The organism is Marinobacterium profundum (assembly GCF_001528745.1).
Lineage (GTDB): Bacteria > Pseudomonadota > Gammaproteobacteria > Pseudomonadales > Balneatricaceae > Marinobacterium_A > Marinobacterium_A profundum.
Genome location: NZ_BCNS01000211.1, coordinates 76,156 through 93,738 on the forward strand (window position 1 = coordinate 76,156; position 17,583 = coordinate 93,738).

The following is a 17,583-nucleotide window of genomic DNA, read 5'->3' on the forward strand; positions in this document are numbered from 1 at the left end:
GCCACACCCCAACAGACTGAAGCCTGGTAGAGTTAAATACCGGCGATTTACTCAGACCACGCTTTAATGTCAGGCGGCTTTGCGGGCGTTTTTAACACGATCGTAGGCGGCCTGAATTTCCTGGGTTTTCTCCTTCGCCAGCTGCATCATTTCCTCCGGCAACCCCTTGGCTACCAGCTTGTCGGGATGATGCTGACTCATCAGGCGACGGTAGGCTTTTTTCACCTCCGAATCCGACGCTGCCTCGCCCACACCCAGCACACCGTAGGCATCTTTCAGCAACTGCGGCTCGGCAAAGCCCTGCTGATGGCCGCCGAAACTGTGCTCACCGTAGGCCTGCTGTGCCTGCATGCGGGCGATCAGCGCCGCCACCTCACGCTCGGTCATCATCAGCTGTTGGCACACCTGGCGCACCAGGGCGAGCTCGGCCGGACTAATGCTGCCATCGGACATGGCCGCCTGCAGCTGAATCTCGACAAACATCAGTTTTAGCGGCACGTTATAGCGGATCAGCGCCGACAGCGGGCGCAGCACATCGCCGATCTCGAAGTTCTCATGCTTGCCGTCATTGAACAGGCTCATCGCCTCTTCACGCCTTGTCTGATCCAGATTCATGCGCGCCATCACATCCCGCGCATAGCGAATCTCGTTTTCCGTCACTCGGCCATCGGCCTTGGCGATCTTGCCCATCACGGAAAAGGTGGCACGGAAAAAAGCCTCGCGCGGATTAAAGCGTCGCAGGCTGCCTTTGAGCCAGCGATCCAGCATAAAACCGATACCACCGCCAAAAATCAGCCCGAACAGCCCACCGCTGAACAGACCTATCAGACCACCAATGACCAGCCCGGTACGGTGCTGTCGCACACTGTCGGCCAGTCCTGCCCCGAATTGCTCCGGATTAATTGCCATCTGGGTGCTTCTCCCTCAAATCCCTGTCTAACTGTTGCAGTCGTTCGACGGTGCCTACATCCACCCAGCAGCCGTCATGATACTCACCACTTACCCGCCCCCGCGCGATCGCATCGCGCAGCAGCGGCGCCAGCGCAAAAGCGCCGGCCGTGCAGCCGGCATAGAGTTCCGCCGACTGCACACTGACCCCGCTAAAGGTATAGCGTTCCATCCCCTGGGCCTCGATACGCCCCTGCGTCAGGGCAAAATCACCCGCGCGGTTGTGTACAGGGTTCTCCACCAGCACCAGATGGGCGTCGCCATTGAGCCTGCGGGGCAGGCGCGCGAACGGATAGTCCGTGAAAACATCACCGTTTACCACCACAAAGGGGGCGCCCAGCGGGGAAAGCCAGTCAAGCACGCGGAAAATGCCGCCGCCGGTCTCCAGGGGCTCGCCCTCGGCGGAATAGCTGATGCGGGCACCGTAGCCTGAACCGTTACCCAGATAAGCTTCAATCTGGGGCCCGAGCCAGGCGTGGTTGATGATGATCTCGTCGAAACCCGCCGCCACCAGCCGTTCGATATGATATTCGATCAGCGCCTTGCCACCAACGCGCAGCAGCGGCTTGGGCGTGGTCAGGGTGAGCGGACGCATCCGCGTACCCAGGCCCGCCGCCAGAATCATGGCTCTCATCGTTGCAGCCACCGCCTGATTGCGTCGGCATCAAACTGGCCCGACGCCACCATGGCCGGAATTACCCGGCGCCGCAGCCACTGGGCCTGTTCATCAAATTCAGGGTAAGACTCAAGTACCTGCTGGATATACCCCAGGGTGCGGGGCACATCGATCAGGTAATTTGGTTTGCCATCACGCAGTTTTAAACGGGAAAAAATACCCACTGCCTTGAGGTGACGTTGCATGCCCATCAGGTCAAACCAGCTGCGAAACAACTCATCGTCGTAGACTTCCATCAAACCCTCGCGCACCAGCACCTGGCCAAAGCGTGCCATCCACTCGTACACCTTGTGAGAGGGCCAGTCGATATAGCAGTCCCGCAACAGCGATACCAGGTCATAGGTTATAGGCCCTATAACCGCGCCCTGGAAGTCGATCACACCGGGGGTAGATTCGCGACTCACCATCAAATTGCGCGAATGAAAATCCCGATGCACACAGACCTGGGGCTGCGCCAGGGCAGAATCTGTCAGCGCCGAGAACAGCTGATCAAGCAGCGCCTCCTCGGTGGCATCGAGTTTGAGCCCCAGCAGCTGCTCAACGAACCACTCGCGAAACAGGCCCACCTCGAACATCAGCATTTTGGCATCGTAACGCGGCAACTCGACACCGCGTCCAAGCGTGACACACTGCTGTATATGGGTCAGCGACACCAGCGCCTTGGCATAAAGTGCGTCTGCGCTCTGTGCGTCCAGCACATCCAGATAGAGGGTATCGCCCAAATCCGACTGCAGCATAAAGCCCTGGGTCAGATCGCAGGCATGAATACGGGGTACATGAATATTCAGCGGCGCCCAGGCCCTGGCGATCGCAACAAACTGATGCGAATCCTCGGTTGCGGGCGGCGCATCCACAGCCACCCAGGTCAGGTTGTGGCTGTGAACCCTGAAATAGCGCCGAAAACTGGCATCTCCGCTAACCGGAGTCAGTCGCCAGTCGGGGGCAAGATCCAGTCCCAACTGCTCAAATGCCCGCGTAACCCACGCTGTCAATTCAACCTGACGCTGGTCCATACTTGGAATCCTCTAGCACTGTCTCTTGCGAATGATTTATCATTCCACGTTTGGATTTAGGCTGGCGCTCATTTGAGGGTGCCTCAGAGCCTCCTATGGTACCGGTGTTTGGCAAGAAACAGGAACCCGTGCTCGCAGGCTTGCAACTGGATGTGACTGAATGCCTTTCTTACGACGCTCTGCTTATAAACTATCGCTGGCGATTACATCCGCCTTGTTTGCACAGATGTCTGCCGCCCAGACGACAGAGGCGGCGGGCTGGGATTGCGCCCAGACGGCCCAGGGTCAATGGGAATGCGGTGCAGGCTCGGCCAGCGCCAATGCGCCGACCACGGCCAAAGGCTCAGCAACGACGACGTTCACCCCGGCCCCCTCGGCGGTAACGGCGCCCCCTGCTGTGTCCGAACCACTGGCACCCATAACGGCGGCACCTGCTGCGGAGGGGGCACCTGCGTCTGTAGCCCCGCCGACTGCTGCGCCACAGGAAGCGGCAACACAAACAACAGTATCACCGCAAGCGGTCTCTCAGGCCCCTCTAACCCAGGCAACTGCCGCCCAGGACACTGTCTCCCAGCAAAAAGAGCAGACGGCCGCCGAGGCTGAGCTTTCGCGCACGCAGCAACAAATCGACAACCCTTACGCCCATCTCGACTGGTACCCCTACGCTCCTGGTGAGCACACTGGCCTGTGCCGGGGCCGTTATATCGAGCCCGAAATGGACGTGGCCGACGGTGACACGCCTTTCAACCTGCAGCGTGTGCTGATTGCCGCATCCAGCTCCCAGAGTGAACTGGGCGGCCTGACTCAGCTCGAAGGCGGTGTTCAGGTCACCCAGGGCGGACGGCAGCTCAGCAGCGCCTATGCCGAATACGACCAGTTTACCCAGCTAGTGCGTCTTGAGGGCGATGTCAGCTACCGCGAGCGCGGTCTGCTACTGGTCAGTGATGCCGCCCAGACCAACCTCAACAATCTGGAAACCATTTTTTCCCAGTCTGAATATGTGCTGCATCCCCAGCATATTCGCGGCGAAGCCGAGCGTATTCTGCGCCTCGAAGATGGCCGTATCCGCATTGAAGATGGTTCCTACACCCAGTGCGAGCCGGGCAACAGCAGCTGGCGGCTGGCCGCCGACAGCATAGTGCTGAACCCCAACACCGGCTTTGGTGAAGCCCGTGGCGCCGTACTGGAGGTGCTGGATGTGCCTGTGCTGTACATGCCGTATTTCTACTTCCCAATTGATGACCGCCGCGTTTCCGGTTTCCTCTATCCGGCTATCAGCTACTCCAGCAGCGAAGGCATCGACATTGCGGCACCCTACTATTTCAACCTGGCGCCCAACTACGATGACACCTTCACGCCTCGCCTGTTGGGCGAACGCGGCCTGATTCTGGAAAACGAATTCCGCTACATGAATCGCTGGTCCCAGACGTCCCTGAGCAACGGCGTACTGATCGATGACGACAAGACCGGCAAAGACCGCTGGCTGCTGGGTGTCGATCACGAGGGCACACCATGGACCGGCTGGCAAAGTTATATCGACTACACCGCGGTCAGCGATGTCGACTATTTCGATGACCTGGACCCGACCAACCTGGATGTCGGCTACTCCAGCCACCTCAACAAGCTTGGCGAGCTGCGCTACGACACCCAGGACTGGAGCTTTACTGCCCGGGCTCACTCCTATCAGTCTCTCACCACCAGTGAGAAGTCGCCCTACCGCCGCTTGCCGCAATTTCTGTTTGAAGGCCGGGTACCGGACCTGCCGGCCGGGCTTGAAGCTGACTATAACGCCGAATACGTGCGTTTTGACCGTGACAGCAGTGACTCGCTGCTCAGCCTGGCAGAAAAGGTACAGGGCGATCGCGTTCACCTGAGCCCTGGCCTGAGCCTGCCGCTGGAAGGCAGCTGGGGCTATATCAAGCCCGCGGTGCAACTCTGGAGCACTCAGTACCAGCTCGACGATCAGCTGGCAGGGCTGGATCAGAACCCCAGCGTCAATACCCTCATCACCAGCCTTGACTCGGGCCTGACCTTCGAGCGCCAGGCGAACTTTGACGACAAAAGCTACACCCAAACGCTTGAACCGCGCCTGTTCTACCTCTACGTACCTGAGGAAGATCAGGATGATATTCCGGCGTTTGATACCAGCGAGCTGGACTTTCGTTACGACAGCCTGTTCCGCAGCAACCGCTTCAGCGGTCGTGACCGCATAGGCGACGCCAACCAGCTCAGCCTGGGTCTGGCCAGCAAGTTTTACGACGACAGCGGCCGCGAACGCTTCGGCGTCGCCCTCGGCCAGGCGTACTACTTCGATGATCGCAAGGTGCAGCTCGACAGCACGACGGCGGCGGAAACCGAGAGCACATCAAACTTCGCCGCCAAGATCGACTGGAGTCCGACCAAGGATCTGCGCGTCAGTCACGACAGTGAAATCGACAAGGATGACTTCGGCGCCGTAGCCCAAAACTACCGCCTGACATTCTCACCCGATGACGATCGCCTGATCTACGCCAGCTATCGCGATCATGAAACCGAACGCCAGCAAGCCGATTTCGGCCTGCGCTGGCCCATCAACGCTCAATGGAACCTGCTGGCACGCTGGCGCGAAGACCTGATGGAAAACGAAACCCTTGACGCTCTGCTGGGGGTGGAATACAAGGACTGCTGCTGGAAGGTGCGCCTGGGCGTACGGCAGTGGGCTGATGACGACGACGGTACTCGCACCACCAATGAGGCCGTTATGCTGCAGTTTGTACTTCGTGGTCTGGGATCGGTCGGCGACGACAATACCACCCTGTTTATCAGAGAAATTACCGGATTTAACGAGGATAAGGATGAAGAGTTTTAAGCAATCCCTGCGCCGTTGCGTTCTGCCGCTGCTGTCTGCAACACTGCTCAGCGCCAGCGCCCAGGCCGAAATCGTCCTGCTCGACCGCATCGTTGCCATCGTCAATGACGACGTCATCATGCAGAGTGAACTGGACAACCGTTCTGCGGTTATCCGCGCCCAGCTGAGCGCCAATCAGACTCGCCTGCCGTCCGAGGAAATCCTCAATCGCCAGGTGCTCGACCGCCTGATCATCGACAGCATCCAGCTGCAGATCGCTCAGCAGCAGGGCCTGAAGATCTCCGACAGTCAGCTCAATGAAACCCTTGAGCAGGTCGCCAGCCGCAACGGCATGACGCTGGCACAGTTCCGTGAAGCCCTTATCGCCGAAGGTCAGGACTACAACTCGGCACGCGAACAGATTCGCGACGAGCTGCTCCTGACCCAGGTTCAGCAGAGCAGCGTCAACCGCCGCATCCGCGTATCCGAGCAGGAAGTACAGAATTTCCTCGCCTCTGAACAGGGCCAAAGCGCCATCAGCCCAGACTATCTGCTGAGCAACATTCTGGTCGCCATTCCCGAGCAGGCAACACCCAGGATGCTTGGCAGTGCCGAACGCAAGGCACTGGATATCTTCGAGCAACTGCGCAAGGGTGCCGACTTTGCCGAAGCCGCCGTCGCCAATTCCAACGCTCAGAACGCCCTGAACGGCGGTGATCTGGGCTGGCGCAAGGCTTCGGAACTGCCGGAAGTAATCGCCACCATCGCCGGCACTCTGGCGCCGGGCGAATTCAGCAAACCGGTCAAAACCTCATCGGGCTACATCATTGTGCAACTGCGCGACAAGCGTGGCGGCCAGTCTGCCCTGGTTGAACAGACGCTGGTGAGCCATATCCTGCTCAAGCCCACCGAAATTCGCAACGAGGTCCAGACCCGCAGCGGCATAGAAGATCTGGCGGTACGCCTGCGTAACGGCGAGCCCTTCGATCAACTGGCCCGACAGTACAGCGACGACACCGTCAGTGGCTCGCTCGGCGGCGACCTCAGCTGGACCCAGGACGGTCAGATGGTGCCCGAGTTCGAACAGGTCATGAAGAACACCCCTAATGGCCAGATCAGCACGCCCTTCGAGTCCCGCTTCGGCTGGCATATTCTCTGGGTACGGGATAGGCGCACCCAGGATATGGGTGACGAAATGCGCGAAAACCGTGCCCGTTTCAGCATTCGCCAACGCAAGTTCAACGAAGAGCTGACCACCTGGCTGCGGGAAATTCGCGCCCAGGCCTACGTTGAGCTGAAGATCTGAGGCCGCCGCACGTGATGTCCCAAACTGTAAGGCGCCTGGCGATCACGCCGGGCGAGCCCGCCGGCATTGGCCCTGATCTCTGTATCCAGATTGCACAGCAGGGTCACCCCCATGAGCTGATCGCCGTGTGCGACCCGGACTTGCTGCGCCTGCGCGCAGAGCAGCTACAGCTGCCACTGAGCATCGAGCTGTTTGATCCAGCCGCAGCCCCCGGGCCGAGCATTGCCCGTACTCTGAAGGTCTTGCCGGTACCACTGGCCGCGACCGCCAGGGCCGGCCAGCTCGACACCCGCAATGCCGCCTATGTGCTGCAGACGCTGGAGATCGCCACCCGTGGCTGCCAGCAGGGGCTGTTCGATGCGCTGGTTACAGCTCCTGTCCACAAGGGCGTGATCAACGATGCCGGCGTGCCCTTCAGCGGCCACACCGAACTGCTGGAGCAGCTCACCGGCAGCAACAAGGTTGTGATGCTGCTGGCCACCGAGGGCCTGCGTGTCGCCCTGGCCACCACCCACCTGCCGCTGCGCGAAGTTGCCGATGCCATAACTGCGCCACTGCTGGAGCAGGTATTGCAGGTGCTGCAGCACGACCTGATCCACTCGTTTGGCATCACGGATCCCCATATATTCGTGACGGGCCTCAACCCCCACGCCGGCGAAGGTGGACACCTGGGGCGCGAAGAGATCGACATCATCGAACCTGCGCTGGAGCGCCTGCGCGCTCAGGGCATGCGCCTGAGTGGCCCGCTGCCGGCAGACACACTGTTTAACGAAAAATATCTGAGCCAGGCGGATGCCGTGCTGGCGATGTATCACGACCAGGGATTGCCCGTACTCAAGTACAAGGGTTTTGGCAACGCCGTCAATATCACCCTGGGGATGCCCATCATCCGCACCTCGGTTGATCACGGCACCGCCCTGGACCTGGCTGGCAGCGGCACCGCCGACTGTGGCAGCCTCAAGGCCGCCATCGACTGTGCCGCGTTAATGGCCAGCTACCGCCACCTTACCCCTGAGGATTCATGAGTAAAAAACCCGCTGGCCACAAGGCCCGTAAACGATTCGGCCAGAACTTCCTGCATGATCAGGGCATCATTCGCCAGATCATTCGTTCAATTTCGCCGCGCGAAGGCCAGCACATGGTCGAGATAGGCCCGGGCCTGGGCGCGCTGACCGAAGAGCTGCTGGCTGAAGCCAATGCGCTGGATGCCATAGAGCTGGATCGCGACCTGATCCCGATCCTGCGCACCAAGTTTTTCAACTACGAAGACCGTTTTCGCATCTTCGAAACCGACGCCCTCAAGTTCGACTTCGCCGAGCTGCGCACTGACGACCGGCCGCTGCGGGTGGTAGGCAACCTGCCCTACAACATCTCAACGCCGCTGATCTTTCACCTGCTCAGCCATGCCGGCCTGATCCAGGACATGCACTTCATGCTGCAAAAGGAAGTGGTCGATCGTCTGGCATCGGAGCCCGGCACCAGCGATTACGGCCGCCTCGGTATCATGACGCAGTACTTCTGCAAGGTTGAGCCGCTATTCCTGGTACCTCCTGGCGCTTTCAATCCTGCGCCCAAGGTGGACTCCGCCATTGTTCGCCTGACGCCGCACAAGGTACTGCCGTACCCAGCCATCAGCGAGCGCATGCTGCAGGATCTGCTGCGCACCGCCTTCAGTCAGCGTCGCAAGACACTGCGCAACAACCTGCGCACGCTTATGGATGCCGATGCCCTGACAGCACTCGAAATAGACCCGGGTCTGCGCCCAGAGCGGCTTACACTGGAAGAATTTGTTAGAATCAGCGATTACCTCAGCGGTATCGAAGCAGAACACCATGGAGCCGAGTAAATTGGGTGATAACGTTCAGATCGACGTAAAGACAAACTATCTCAGCGAACAGTCGGACCCCGACAGCAAGCGCTTTGTCTTTTCCTACCACATCACCATTACCAACAATGGCGCGCACAGCGTTCAACTGCTCAGCCGTCGCTGGCTGATTACCGATGGCAACGAGCATGTGCAGGAGGTGGCCGGCGAAGGCGTGGTTGGCGAGCAGCCCATGATAGAGCCCGGCGCCAGCTACAGCTACACCAGCGGCACCGTGCTGGCCACACACGTTGGCAGCATGCAGGGGCACTACCATATGCGCAGCAACGACGGTCACGAATTCGACGCCGCCATAGTACCCTTCACCCTCGCCCAGCCTAACGCACTGCACTGAGCCGCCCTGCCATGGCCACCTATGCAATCGGCGATATCCAGGGCTGCTTTGACCAACTGCAAAGCCTGCTCGAATGCATTGGCTTTGGCGACAGCGACCAGCTCTGGCTGGCCGGTGACCTGGTCAACCGCGGCCCCAAGTCCCTCGAAACGCTGCGCTTCGTCCGCAGCCTGGGGGACCGTGCCCGGGTAGTGCTAGGCAACCATGATCTGCACCTGCTGGCCATCCACTATGGCGTGACCCAGCCCAGGCGCAGTGACACCCTGGGCCCTATCCTGGGCGCGCCCGATCGCGATGAGCTGATGCACTGGCTGCAGCAACAGCCGCTGCTGGTGCACGACGAGGCCCTCGACTATGTCATGGTTCACGCTGGCATCCCGCCCGACTGGTCGATCAAGAAGGCCTGCCGGCGCGCCGCAGAAGTAGAAGCGGTACTGCGTGGGCCCGAGGCCGAAAGCTTTTTCCAGCACATGTACGGCAATACGCCGGATCGCTGGAGCAAGGGACTGCAGGGCTGGGATCGACTGCGCGTGATCACCAATTACCTCACCCGCATGCGCTTTTGCGACAGTGAAGGCAGACTGGATTTTGCCGCCAAGGGCGGGCTTGAAACCCAGCCCAAAGGCTTCAAACCCTGGTACAGCCATACCCGCAAGGCAGCTGCGCAGCGCATTATTTTCGGCCACTGGGCCGCGCTGGAAGGCGGCCTGCAGCATCCGCAGCTGTTTTCACTGGATACCGGCTGCGTCTGGGGCAACCGCCTCACTGCCATGCGACTGGAAGATCAGCGCTATTACTCCTGCGATTGCAGCGTTAACCGCAGACCCACATCCGGCACCGCCAAGAAAAAGGTACTTTCCAATGGATGAATTCAAATGCATCTCGGGCCACGAAGCCCTGGCTCTGATCGAACAAGGCGCCGCAATCGCCGATATTCGCGACCTCGACAGCTTCGCCCAGAACCACATCACCAATGCAGTACAGCTGAATAACGAAAATTTCCAGGACTTCATCCGCGACAGCGATATGGATAAGCCCTTGATCGTCTGTTGCTACCACGGATTCAGCAGCCAGAATGCCGCCGCCCAGCTGGCCCATGTGGGCTTTGATGCCGTTTACAGCCTCAATGGAGGCTTTGAAGCCTGGCAGGCAGAACATCCGGACAAGTGCAGCCGCTGATGCAGATCTATCTGGTGGGAGGCGCCGTGCGCGACCGGTTGCTCGGCTATCCCATCTACGACCGGGACTGGGTTGTCGTCGGTGCCAGCGCCGAACAGATGATCGCCCAGGGCTACAAGCCAGTCGGCGCGGACTTTCCGGTGTTTATCCACCCCGACAGCGGTGAGGAATACGCCCTGGCCCGCACCGAGCGCAAGTCCGGCCACGGCTATGGCGGTTTTGTCTATTACGCCAGCCCCGATGTCACCCTGGAACAGGATCTGCTGCGCCGCGACCTCACCATCAACGCCATGGCCGAGGCGCCCGACGGCAGCCTGAGCGACCCCTATGGCGGACAGGAAGACCTGCAAAAGCGCATCCTGCGCCACGTATCCCCGGCCTTTGCCGAAGACCCATTACGAGTACTTCGAGTCGCGCGCTTTGCCGCCCGTTATGCCGCGCTGGGTTTTAGCGTCGCCGATGAAACTCTGACCCTGATGCAACAGTTATCCACAGGCGGTGAACTGGGGTATCTGAGCGCGGAAAGGGTCTGGCAGGAGTTCGGCCGGGCGCTGGGCGAGCCCTCGCCAGCTGTTTTTATCGATGTGCTGCAGCGCTGCGGCGCACTCGACAATCTCTTTGTCGAATTCGCCGCCCTGCAGCGTGATCCGGCCTGGCCGGCGCTGGCGGCATTATTGCCACAGCTGCCCTCGAGCTGCGAGCGCTTTGCGGTACTCTGCTGCGCTGCGCTGCACATCGCCGGTATCGCAACAGACGCCTTGCCCGGACATATAGAAACGCTCTGCCTGCGCCTCAAGGCCCCCAAGATTTTCCGTGATCAGGCACTGCTGGTCTGCACTCAGCAGGAGAACTTGCTGAGACTGCCAACGGCCGATGCGGACACCCGCCTCGGCGTGGCCACCGGGCTCGACCTGTTGCGACGCCCCGAGCGCATCGCCAGCCTCGCCCGCTGCTTCGACACCCTCGCCGCCTGGTTTAATGTTGATGCACCCGCAGCACAGCACTCCCTGCAGGCACTGCACGGGGCACTGACCGCAACGGCTCCAGCCGAGTTGATGCAACAGGGATTCAAGGGCAAGGCATTGGGGGAAGAGTTGAAGCGCCGTCAGCGTGACGCCTGCGCCCGAATCGAGCTGTAGCTGTCGTTAAAAGCTACAGCCCGGTTCTGAGCTGTAAGCTGTAAGCTGTAAGCTGTAAGCACCGTAGGGTGGAATGAGCCTGCGAATTCCACCATTTGAAAGCACCGCCGCCTGGTGCAGGCGCCGAGGTATCGGGTAAGCGCCAGCGAATTGGCTTCATCGGGGCGTATTCTTCAAGGTAAAGAGCCTTGCATACTTTCTTTGCACGCAAAGAAAGTATGTCGCCGACAGGCGAAATACAGGTTAAGTATTGTCCGACAGCTGCTAGCCCTGCGCCCGGGAGAAGCGACGTCCCTGCCAGCTGAAGTCCACCGTCCAAAGTCGCTGTTTCTGTTTATCATACTGCTGCCAGAGTGCGGTATAGGACAGCCCGTTGAGCGGGTGCCGCCCCTGGGGCACGATCTCCGCCAGCGGCTGCAGTACAAAAGCATTAAACAGAATTTCTGCCCGGGGCAGCTCAACCCCATCGATTCGCCCACAGGCGTCATCGTAGGTCAGGATATCAATATCCAGCGTACGGCCACTGAACTTGGGCCCCTGGCGGCAGCGCCCGTTGCGATCCTCAATGGCCTTGAGTTCCCGCGACAGCTCGCCGATAGCCAGGCTCGTCTCGAAGCCCGCCACCAGATTATAAAAATGGTCACCGGCAAAGCCGACCGCCTCGCTCTCGAACACCGAAGACAGCGTCAATTCGCCGAAGGACTCTGCCAGCCCGTCCAGCCCGGCGGCGATATTGCGCTCGCGCTCGATATTGCTGCCGATACTGACATAGACCTGCGCCATCAGAACGCCTCTCCCCGCTCGATCAGCACGCCGACATCCCGCGCCCCGCGAATGGCACCGGGCTTGCCCAGGCGCAGACGCAACCAGCGTACACCAAATTCCTGCATGACCAGCTGCGCCACCTCTTCAGCCATGGTTTCCACCAGCAGAAACTCACTGCCCTCGATAAAGGCAATCAGGCGCTTGGAGACCGACTTGTAGTTCAGAGTGTTGCCGATATCCTCGGTGGCCGCAGCCTCACGAATATCAGTACCCATTTCCAGATCCAGACTCACTGCCTGGCGAACTTCACGTTCCCAGTCGTAAATGCCGATCACGGTCTGCACCTGCAGCTCGCGTATGTAAACTATATCCACGTATGACCCAATAAATTACTGATTTAAATATGGTTTCAGCGCCATATGGCGCACCCTGCCCACGTTGCTGCAACCCTGACCTGGCTGCACCAGCTAAAACACCTATCGCCCGAGCCCTGGCTCAAGGCCGCTAGTTTAGCATTGGCCGGACTCGATGGCCTGCGAACGAGCGACACCCCCACAACCTGCATGGACACCCGATAGCGCCGCCGAAGGCCGCTTCAAGCACCAAGATCAAACAACAAACCCTTGATTCAACACAGTATCCGGCCTGTTTGTATCTCAGCCGGATTGGGATTAGGGTATAGAATCTCACCGTTGCATAACCCGCGGACAGACCTATGCCGGGACCTGACACCCTGTTGCCCATACTGCTTGCAGCCATTGCCTATCTGCTTGGCTCAGTGCCGACTGCAGTCCTGGTATGCCGCAGCATGGGGCTCGCAGATCCGCGACAGCTGGGCTCTGGCAACCCTGGCACCACCAATGTGCTGCGCCAGGGCAATCGCACTGCCGCCGTACTAACGCTGCTGGGCGATGTCGCCAAGGGCGCTCTTGCTGTACGCCTCGCCCTTTATGCAGACCTTGGCTCGATGCAAACCGGCCTCTGCGCGCTGGCGGTATTGCTCGGGCATATATACCCGCTGTTTGGTCGCATGCGCGGCGGCAAGGGTGTCGCTACGACCCTCGGTCTCTGCCTGGCGCTGAGCCCGCCGCTGGGTGCCATGGCTCTGGGCGTCTGGCTGCTGCTGGCAGCCATCGGCAAAATGGCATCACTGGCATCGGTAGGCACCGCACTGATCACACCGCTGGCGACCTTTATGCTGCTACCTGAACAGTTCGCCGCCATCAGCCTGATTTGCCTGCTGCTGATCGTACGCCACTGCGACAACATATCCCGCCTGCTTCGGGGAGTAGAGCCCAGGCTTTAGCAGTTACCGGAGTCGCGAGTGACCGGTGATTGGTGATTGGTGATTGGTGATTGGTGATTGGTGAATCGTAATTGGTAAACCGGCAGCTTTCAGCCGTAAGCCGTAAGCCGTAAGCTGACAGCTTTAAGCTTACGGCTGAAAGCTCTAATTACGAATAACGAATTACAAAGCCAGATTTAACCGGATAGGGGTCGGGAATATGACCCCTTTCACCTTTCACCTTTCACCTTGCACCTTGCCCCTTTAACCTTGCTTCGTGCCCCTCGCCCCTCGCCTCTGCACTTCAGATCGACGGCAGCGTATCCATCGGCCAGCGCGGGAAGACGCTGATTTTCAGATCATTCGACTGGCCCGCCAGCAGCCGCTGACAACCAGCAAACGCAATCATGGCGCCGTTATCGGTGCAAAAACGCGGACGGGCATAAAACAGGGTCGCCCGCTGTCGCCGTACAACCTCATCAAGTTTTTCACGCAAGCGCGCATTGGCGCTAACGCCGCCGGCGATCACCAACCGGTGCAGACCGGTCTGTTGCAGCGCACGCTTGCACTTGATGGCCAGGGTATCCACCACCGCCTCCTCAAAGGCAACGGCGATATCGGCCTTGCTCTGGGGATCGAGCTCGCCGTTGGCATCACGCAACTTGTTGGCGGTGTTCAGCGTAAAGGTCTTGAGTCCTGAAAAACTGAAATCGAGCCCAGGTCTGTCGGTCATGGGCCGCGGGAAGCGAAAGCGGGTTGCATCGCCATGGCGGGCGAGCTTGGCGATCTCTGGCCCACCGGGATAATCCAGCCCCAGCATTTTGCCTGCCTTGTCGAAGGCTTCACCGGCGGCATCGTCGAGAGACTCGCCCAGCAGCTCGTAGCGACCTATACCGTCGACCCGCACCAGCTGGGTGTGCCCGCCGGACACCAGCAGCGCCACAAACGGAAACGCCGGTGGCGTATCTTCCAGCATAGGCGCCAGCAGGTGGCCTTCCATGTGATGTACGCCCAGCGCCGGAATACCCAGCCCCAGCGCCATGGCACGGGCGGTTGAGGCGCCCACAATGAGCGCGCCTATCAGGCCTGGGCCTGCGGTATAGGCAATGGCATCGAGCTGTGACTTGTCCATCCGCGCCTGCGCCAGGGTCTCGCGCACCAGCGGCAGCAATTTGCGCACATGGTCGCGGGATGCCAGCTCCGGTACCACGCCACCGTACTCTGCGTGCATGGCGATCTGACTGTAGAGCGCATCGCCCAGCAGACCCTGTTCACTGTCATAGATCGCAACGCCGGTTTCGTCGCAGGATGTTTCGATTCCCAGTACTCGCATCAGTATCGCCGCCAATCGCTGTAGATGATTCGCCCAACCGGCCTGCCTCCAGGCCACAATGGGCGCATTATCACCCAAAAATGCCTCAATATCACCGCCTGGACTTTACAGCCAGCCTCCTGCGATATAAAATTTTGCGCCTTCATCAAAGTCATGAGAGCTGTGACCACTTTGTGGTACCCGTTTCAGGCCATGATGAAGAAGTGAAAAAGTTCTACGTAACCCTACCAACAGCAAGGTCCAAGATAGATGCCTAGCGTAAAAGTTAAAGAAAACGAGCCGTTTGACGTAGCCCTGCGTCGCTTCAAGCGCTCCTGCGAAAAAGCCGGTGTTCTGGCCGAAGTTCGTCGTCGTGAGTTCTACGAAAAGCCTACCTCTGTTCGCAAGCGTAAAGCTGCTGCAGCCGTTAAACGTCACATGAAAAAGGTTTCCCGCGAGCAAGCTCGCCGCGTACGCCTTTACTGATCGACTGGAGTTGAACGTACATTCAGTCTGTTCCATCAACTAGCAACCGCTCTATAGAGGATGTTTGATGTCTGAACTCAAGCTCAAAATCAGTGCCGAGATGAAAGCTGCCATGCGTGCCAAAGATAAGGCTCGTCTGGGAACCATCCGCCTGATGATGTCTGAGATCAAGCGCATCGAAGTTGATGAACGCGTAGAACTGGATGATACCCGCGTGCTGGCCGTGCTCGACAAGATGCAGAAGCAGCGCCGCGATTCAATCTCGCAGTTTGACACAGCGGGTCGCCAGGATTTGGCAGACCTAGAGCGCCAGGAGCTGGAGGTGATTAAAACTTTCCTGCCGCAACCGCTGACAGAACAGGAGCTGGCCGACCTGATTGCCCAGGCCATTAGTACAACCGCTGCCCAGTCTATGCAGGACATGGGCAAGGTGATGGCGATTATCAAGCCACAAATTCAGGGGCGTGCCGATGGTGGCGCAGTCTCCAAGCTCGTAAAAGCCCAGCTAGCCGGTTAAACTCCCGCTGAATCTTTCTCAGCAGGTCCGCAATGGCAGGTCGTATTCCGCAATATTTTATCGACGACCTTCTGGCCCGCGTCAATATCATTGACGTCGTCGACGGCCGCGTTGAACGCCTCAAACGCGCCGGCAAGAACTACTCCGGGCTTTGCCCGTTCCACAAGGAAAAGTCACCCTCCTTCAGTGTCAGCCCCGAGAAACAGTTCTATTACTGTTTTGGATGTGGCGCCGGCGGTAATGCCATCGGCTTCCTGATGGAGTACGACCGCCTCGACTTTCCTGTCGCCGTGGAAGAACTCGCCCGTCTGGCCGGCATGGAAGTGCCGCGCGAAAACAACAGCCCACAGCAGGCCCAGCGCGAAAAGCAGCTCAAGGACCTCTATGGCATTCTCGATGAAGCTGCGCGCTTCTATCAGCAGCAACTGACCCAGCACCCCCAGCGCGACAGCGCCGTCAGCTATCTCAAGGGACGCGGCCTCAGCGGCCAGGCAGCCAAAGCCTTCGGTATTGGCTATGCCCCGCCCGGTTGGGACAACCTGATGCTGGCACTTGGCGCCGACAAGCATCGCATCGAGGCGCTGGAACAGGCCGGCATGCTGATCCACAACGAAGAGCGCAACAGCCACTACGACCGTTTTCGCGATCGCATCATATTTCCGATCAGGGACATGCGTGGCCGCGTCATCGCCTTCGGCGGCAGGGTGCTGGGGGATGACAAACCCAAGTACCTCAACTCCCCCGAAACCGAGACCTTCCACAAGGGCCGCGAGCTCTACGGTCTCTATGAAGCGCGCCAGACCAATGCTCAGCTGCAGCGCCTGCTGATTGTCGAAGGCTACATGGATGTCGTCGGCCTGGCTCAGAACGGCATTCACTACGCCGTGGCGACCCTGGGTACCGCCACCAGCGCCCAGCATCTGGAGCGGCTATTCAAGGTGGTCCCCGAAGTGGTGTTCTGTTTCGATGGCGATGAAGCCGGGCGCAAAGCCGCCAGCCGGGCACTGGAAACCACTCTGCCGGTGATCCGCGACGGCCAGGAAGCGCGCTTTCTGTTTCTGCCCGAAGGCGAAGACCCGGACAGCCTGGTGCGTACAGAAGGACGCGATAACTTCCAGACCCGCATTGACCAGGCTCTGCCACTGTCGGAATATTTTTTCCGCTCCCAGACTGAACAGGCTGATCTTGAAAGCATGGACGGCCGCGCCCGTTTCAGCACCCGCGCCCTGCCGCTGATCCGCGCCATGCAGCCGAGCCTGCTGCAGCAAATGATGCTTGAGCGCATCTGCGAGATCACCGGCCTGTCGCTGGAGCAGATCAACAGCGTGATCAACCTGCATCAGGTCACTACTGAAACAGCAGCCCCTGAACGCCCGCAGCAGTCAGCACAACCAGCACCGTCGGGTTCCCGTTCAGCCGGGCCGCAGCACCAGGACATGCCCAGCCGCCGGCCGCGACCACGCAACCCGACGGGCAACCTGGATCTGTGTGATAAGGCGATCTCCTGCCTGCTACACTTCCCCCGACTGGCCGCCAGTATTCCGGCAGCCAGCGAACTGCAGGGCATGGCGGAGCGCAATGCAGACATGCTGATCGCCCTGGTGGACTACCTGCAGACAACACCGAACTCGTCCCTCGGCACTCTGGTGGTTGACTGGCAGGAAGACCCGCAGCGCTCAGCCTGGCTCATGCTGCTGAACGAAATTGCCCACAACACCCCGCTGGCGGACGGCGCCGAACGCGAACTGCAAGACGCCATTAGCCGCCTGTTACGCGAACGACGCCCGGAAATGGAGCTGGATGCGTTGCTGAAAAAGAACCGCCAGTCCCCCCTGACCCAGGCCGAAAAGCAGCGCCTGACCGCTCTATTAGCGAGCCGGCAAAATTAATCTTGGCCTGAGTGCAACTCCC

18 protein-coding genes are annotated in these 17,583 nt (G+C 59.6%); 12 read left to right on the forward strand and 6 right to left on the reverse strand.

The genetic code is table 11. The features are described 5' to 3' along the window. Positions 1 to 69: 69 nt before the first annotated feature. Genes djlA through MPRO_RS24290 form a run of 3 tightly spaced genes read right to left on the reverse strand, consistent with a single transcriptional unit; the run spans position 70 to position 2,637 of the window. On the reverse strand, positions 70 to 909 hold the full coding sequence (gene djlA, locus MPRO_RS24280) for a co-chaperone DjlA (RefSeq protein ID WP_067298922.1): 840 nt from the start codon (positions 907 to 909) through the stop codon (positions 70 to 72). Further along, positions 899 to 1,582: an N-acetylmuramate alpha-1-phosphate uridylyltransferase MurU gene (gene murU / locus MPRO_RS24285; RefSeq protein WP_067298924.1), complete on the reverse strand. Its 684-nt coding sequence runs from the start codon at positions 1,580 to 1,582 to the stop codon at positions 899 to 901. Before murU ends, djlA begins: the two co-directional genes overlap by 11 nt. Then, entirely contained in the window at positions 1,579 to 2,637 is a 1,059-nt protein-coding gene (locus tag MPRO_RS24290; RefSeq protein ID WP_067298926.1) for an aminoglycoside phosphotransferase family protein, read from the reverse strand. The genes murU and MPRO_RS24290 overlap by 4 nt, the downstream gene beginning before the upstream one ends. Before the next feature lie 160 nt (positions 2,638 to 2,797). Between MPRO_RS24290 and MPRO_RS24295 the strand changes: the two genes are divergently transcribed. Genes MPRO_RS24295 through MPRO_RS24330 form a run of 8 tightly spaced genes read left to right on the forward strand, consistent with a single transcriptional unit; the run spans position 2,798 to position 11,307 of the window. Further along, positions 2,798 to 5,485 (forward strand): LPS-assembly protein LptD, encoded by a 2,688-nt coding sequence (locus MPRO_RS24295; protein ID WP_082709101.1) that lies wholly within the window; start codon positions 2,798 to 2,800, stop codon positions 5,483 to 5,485. Continuing rightward, on the forward strand, positions 5,472 to 6,770 hold the full coding sequence (locus MPRO_RS24300; RefSeq protein ID WP_067298929.1) for a peptidylprolyl isomerase: 1,299 nt from the start codon (positions 5,472 to 5,474) through the stop codon (positions 6,768 to 6,770). The genes MPRO_RS24295 and MPRO_RS24300 overlap by 14 nt, the downstream gene beginning before the upstream one ends. Before the next feature lie 14 nt (positions 6,771 to 6,784). After that, the gene (gene pdxA / locus MPRO_RS24305; RefSeq protein ID WP_067298931.1) at positions 6,785 to 7,795 is read left to right on the forward strand and encodes a 4-hydroxythreonine-4-phosphate dehydrogenase PdxA; all 1,011 of its coding nucleotides are present in this window, start codon (positions 6,785 to 6,787) and stop codon (positions 7,793 to 7,795) included. Beyond that, on the forward strand, positions 7,792 to 8,616 hold the full coding sequence (rsmA, locus tag MPRO_RS24310) for a 16S rRNA (adenine(1518)-N(6)/adenine(1519)-N(6))-dimethyltransferase RsmA (protein ID WP_067298933.1): 825 nt from the start codon (positions 7,792 to 7,794) through the stop codon (positions 8,614 to 8,616). The genes pdxA and rsmA overlap by 4 nt, the downstream gene beginning before the upstream one ends. After that, positions 8,603 to 8,989 (forward strand): Co2+/Mg2+ efflux facilitator ApaG/CorD, encoded by a 387-nt coding sequence (apaG, locus tag MPRO_RS24315; protein ID WP_067298934.1) that lies wholly within the window; start codon positions 8,603 to 8,605, stop codon positions 8,987 to 8,989. Before rsmA ends, apaG begins: the two co-directional genes overlap by 14 nt. An 11-nt stretch (positions 8,990 to 9,000) precedes the next feature. Continuing rightward, positions 9,001 to 9,858 (forward strand): symmetrical bis(5'-nucleosyl)-tetraphosphatase, encoded by an 858-nt coding sequence (locus tag MPRO_RS24320; RefSeq protein WP_067298936.1) that lies wholly within the window; start codon positions 9,001 to 9,003, stop codon positions 9,856 to 9,858. Further along, positions 9,851 to 10,168, forward strand: a complete 318-nt coding sequence (gene glpE / locus MPRO_RS24325) for a thiosulfate sulfurtransferase GlpE (protein ID WP_067298938.1) — start codon at positions 9,851 to 9,853, stop codon at positions 10,166 to 10,168. Before MPRO_RS24320 ends, glpE begins: the two co-directional genes overlap by 8 nt. After that, entirely contained in the window at positions 10,168 to 11,307 is a 1,140-nt protein-coding gene (locus tag MPRO_RS24330; protein WP_067298990.1) for a tRNA nucleotidyltransferase/poly(A) polymerase-related protein, read from the forward strand. Before glpE ends, MPRO_RS24330 begins: the two co-directional genes overlap by 1 nt. Before the next feature lie 264 nt (positions 11,308 to 11,571). On the opposite strand, the gene folK is transcribed toward MPRO_RS24330, so the two are convergent. Continuing rightward, complete coding sequence (folK, locus tag MPRO_RS24335) at positions 11,572 to 12,090, reverse strand: 2-amino-4-hydroxy-6-hydroxymethyldihydropteridine diphosphokinase (protein WP_067298940.1); 519 nt, start codon at positions 12,088 to 12,090, stop codon at positions 11,572 to 11,574. Further along, the gene (gene folB / locus MPRO_RS24340; protein ID WP_067298942.1) at positions 12,090 to 12,446 is read right to left on the reverse strand and encodes a dihydroneopterin aldolase; all 357 of its coding nucleotides are present in this window, start codon (positions 12,444 to 12,446) and stop codon (positions 12,090 to 12,092) included. Before folB ends, folK begins: the two co-directional genes overlap by 1 nt. 341 nt (positions 12,447 to 12,787) lie before the next feature. Here folB and plsY point away from each other — a divergent pair, with 341 nt between their 5' ends. Beyond that, positions 12,788 to 13,378 (forward strand): glycerol-3-phosphate 1-O-acyltransferase PlsY, encoded by a 591-nt coding sequence (gene plsY, locus MPRO_RS24345; RefSeq protein ID WP_067298944.1) that lies wholly within the window; start codon positions 12,788 to 12,790, stop codon positions 13,376 to 13,378. Between the two features lie 283 nt (positions 13,379 to 13,661). On the opposite strand, the gene tsaD is transcribed toward plsY, so the two are convergent. Beyond that, positions 13,662 to 14,690, reverse strand: coding sequence for a tRNA (adenosine(37)-N6)-threonylcarbamoyltransferase complex transferase subunit TsaD (tsaD, locus tag MPRO_RS24350; RefSeq protein WP_067298991.1), 1,029 nt, complete (start codon positions 14,688 to 14,690; stop codon positions 13,662 to 13,664). A 249-nt stretch (positions 14,691 to 14,939) separates the two neighbouring features. Between tsaD and rpsU the strand changes: the two genes are divergently transcribed. The 3 genes from rpsU to dnaG all read left to right on the forward strand — a co-directional run bounded on the left by rpsU (position 14,940) and on the right by dnaG (position 17,561). Beyond that, positions 14,940 to 15,155 (forward strand): 30S ribosomal protein S21, encoded by a 216-nt coding sequence (rpsU, locus tag MPRO_RS24355; protein WP_067298946.1) that lies wholly within the window; start codon positions 14,940 to 14,942, stop codon positions 15,153 to 15,155. Between the two features lie 67 nt (positions 15,156 to 15,222). Continuing rightward, positions 15,223 to 15,672: a GatB/YqeY domain-containing protein gene (locus MPRO_RS24360; RefSeq protein ID WP_067298948.1), complete on the forward strand. Its 450-nt coding sequence runs from the start codon at positions 15,223 to 15,225 to the stop codon at positions 15,670 to 15,672. 32 nt (positions 15,673 to 15,704) lie between these two features. After that, positions 15,705 to 17,561, forward strand: coding sequence for a DNA primase (dnaG, locus tag MPRO_RS24365; protein ID WP_067298950.1), 1,857 nt, complete (start codon positions 15,705 to 15,707; stop codon positions 17,559 to 17,561). The last annotated feature ends 22 nt before the right edge of the window (positions 17,562 to 17,583 follow it).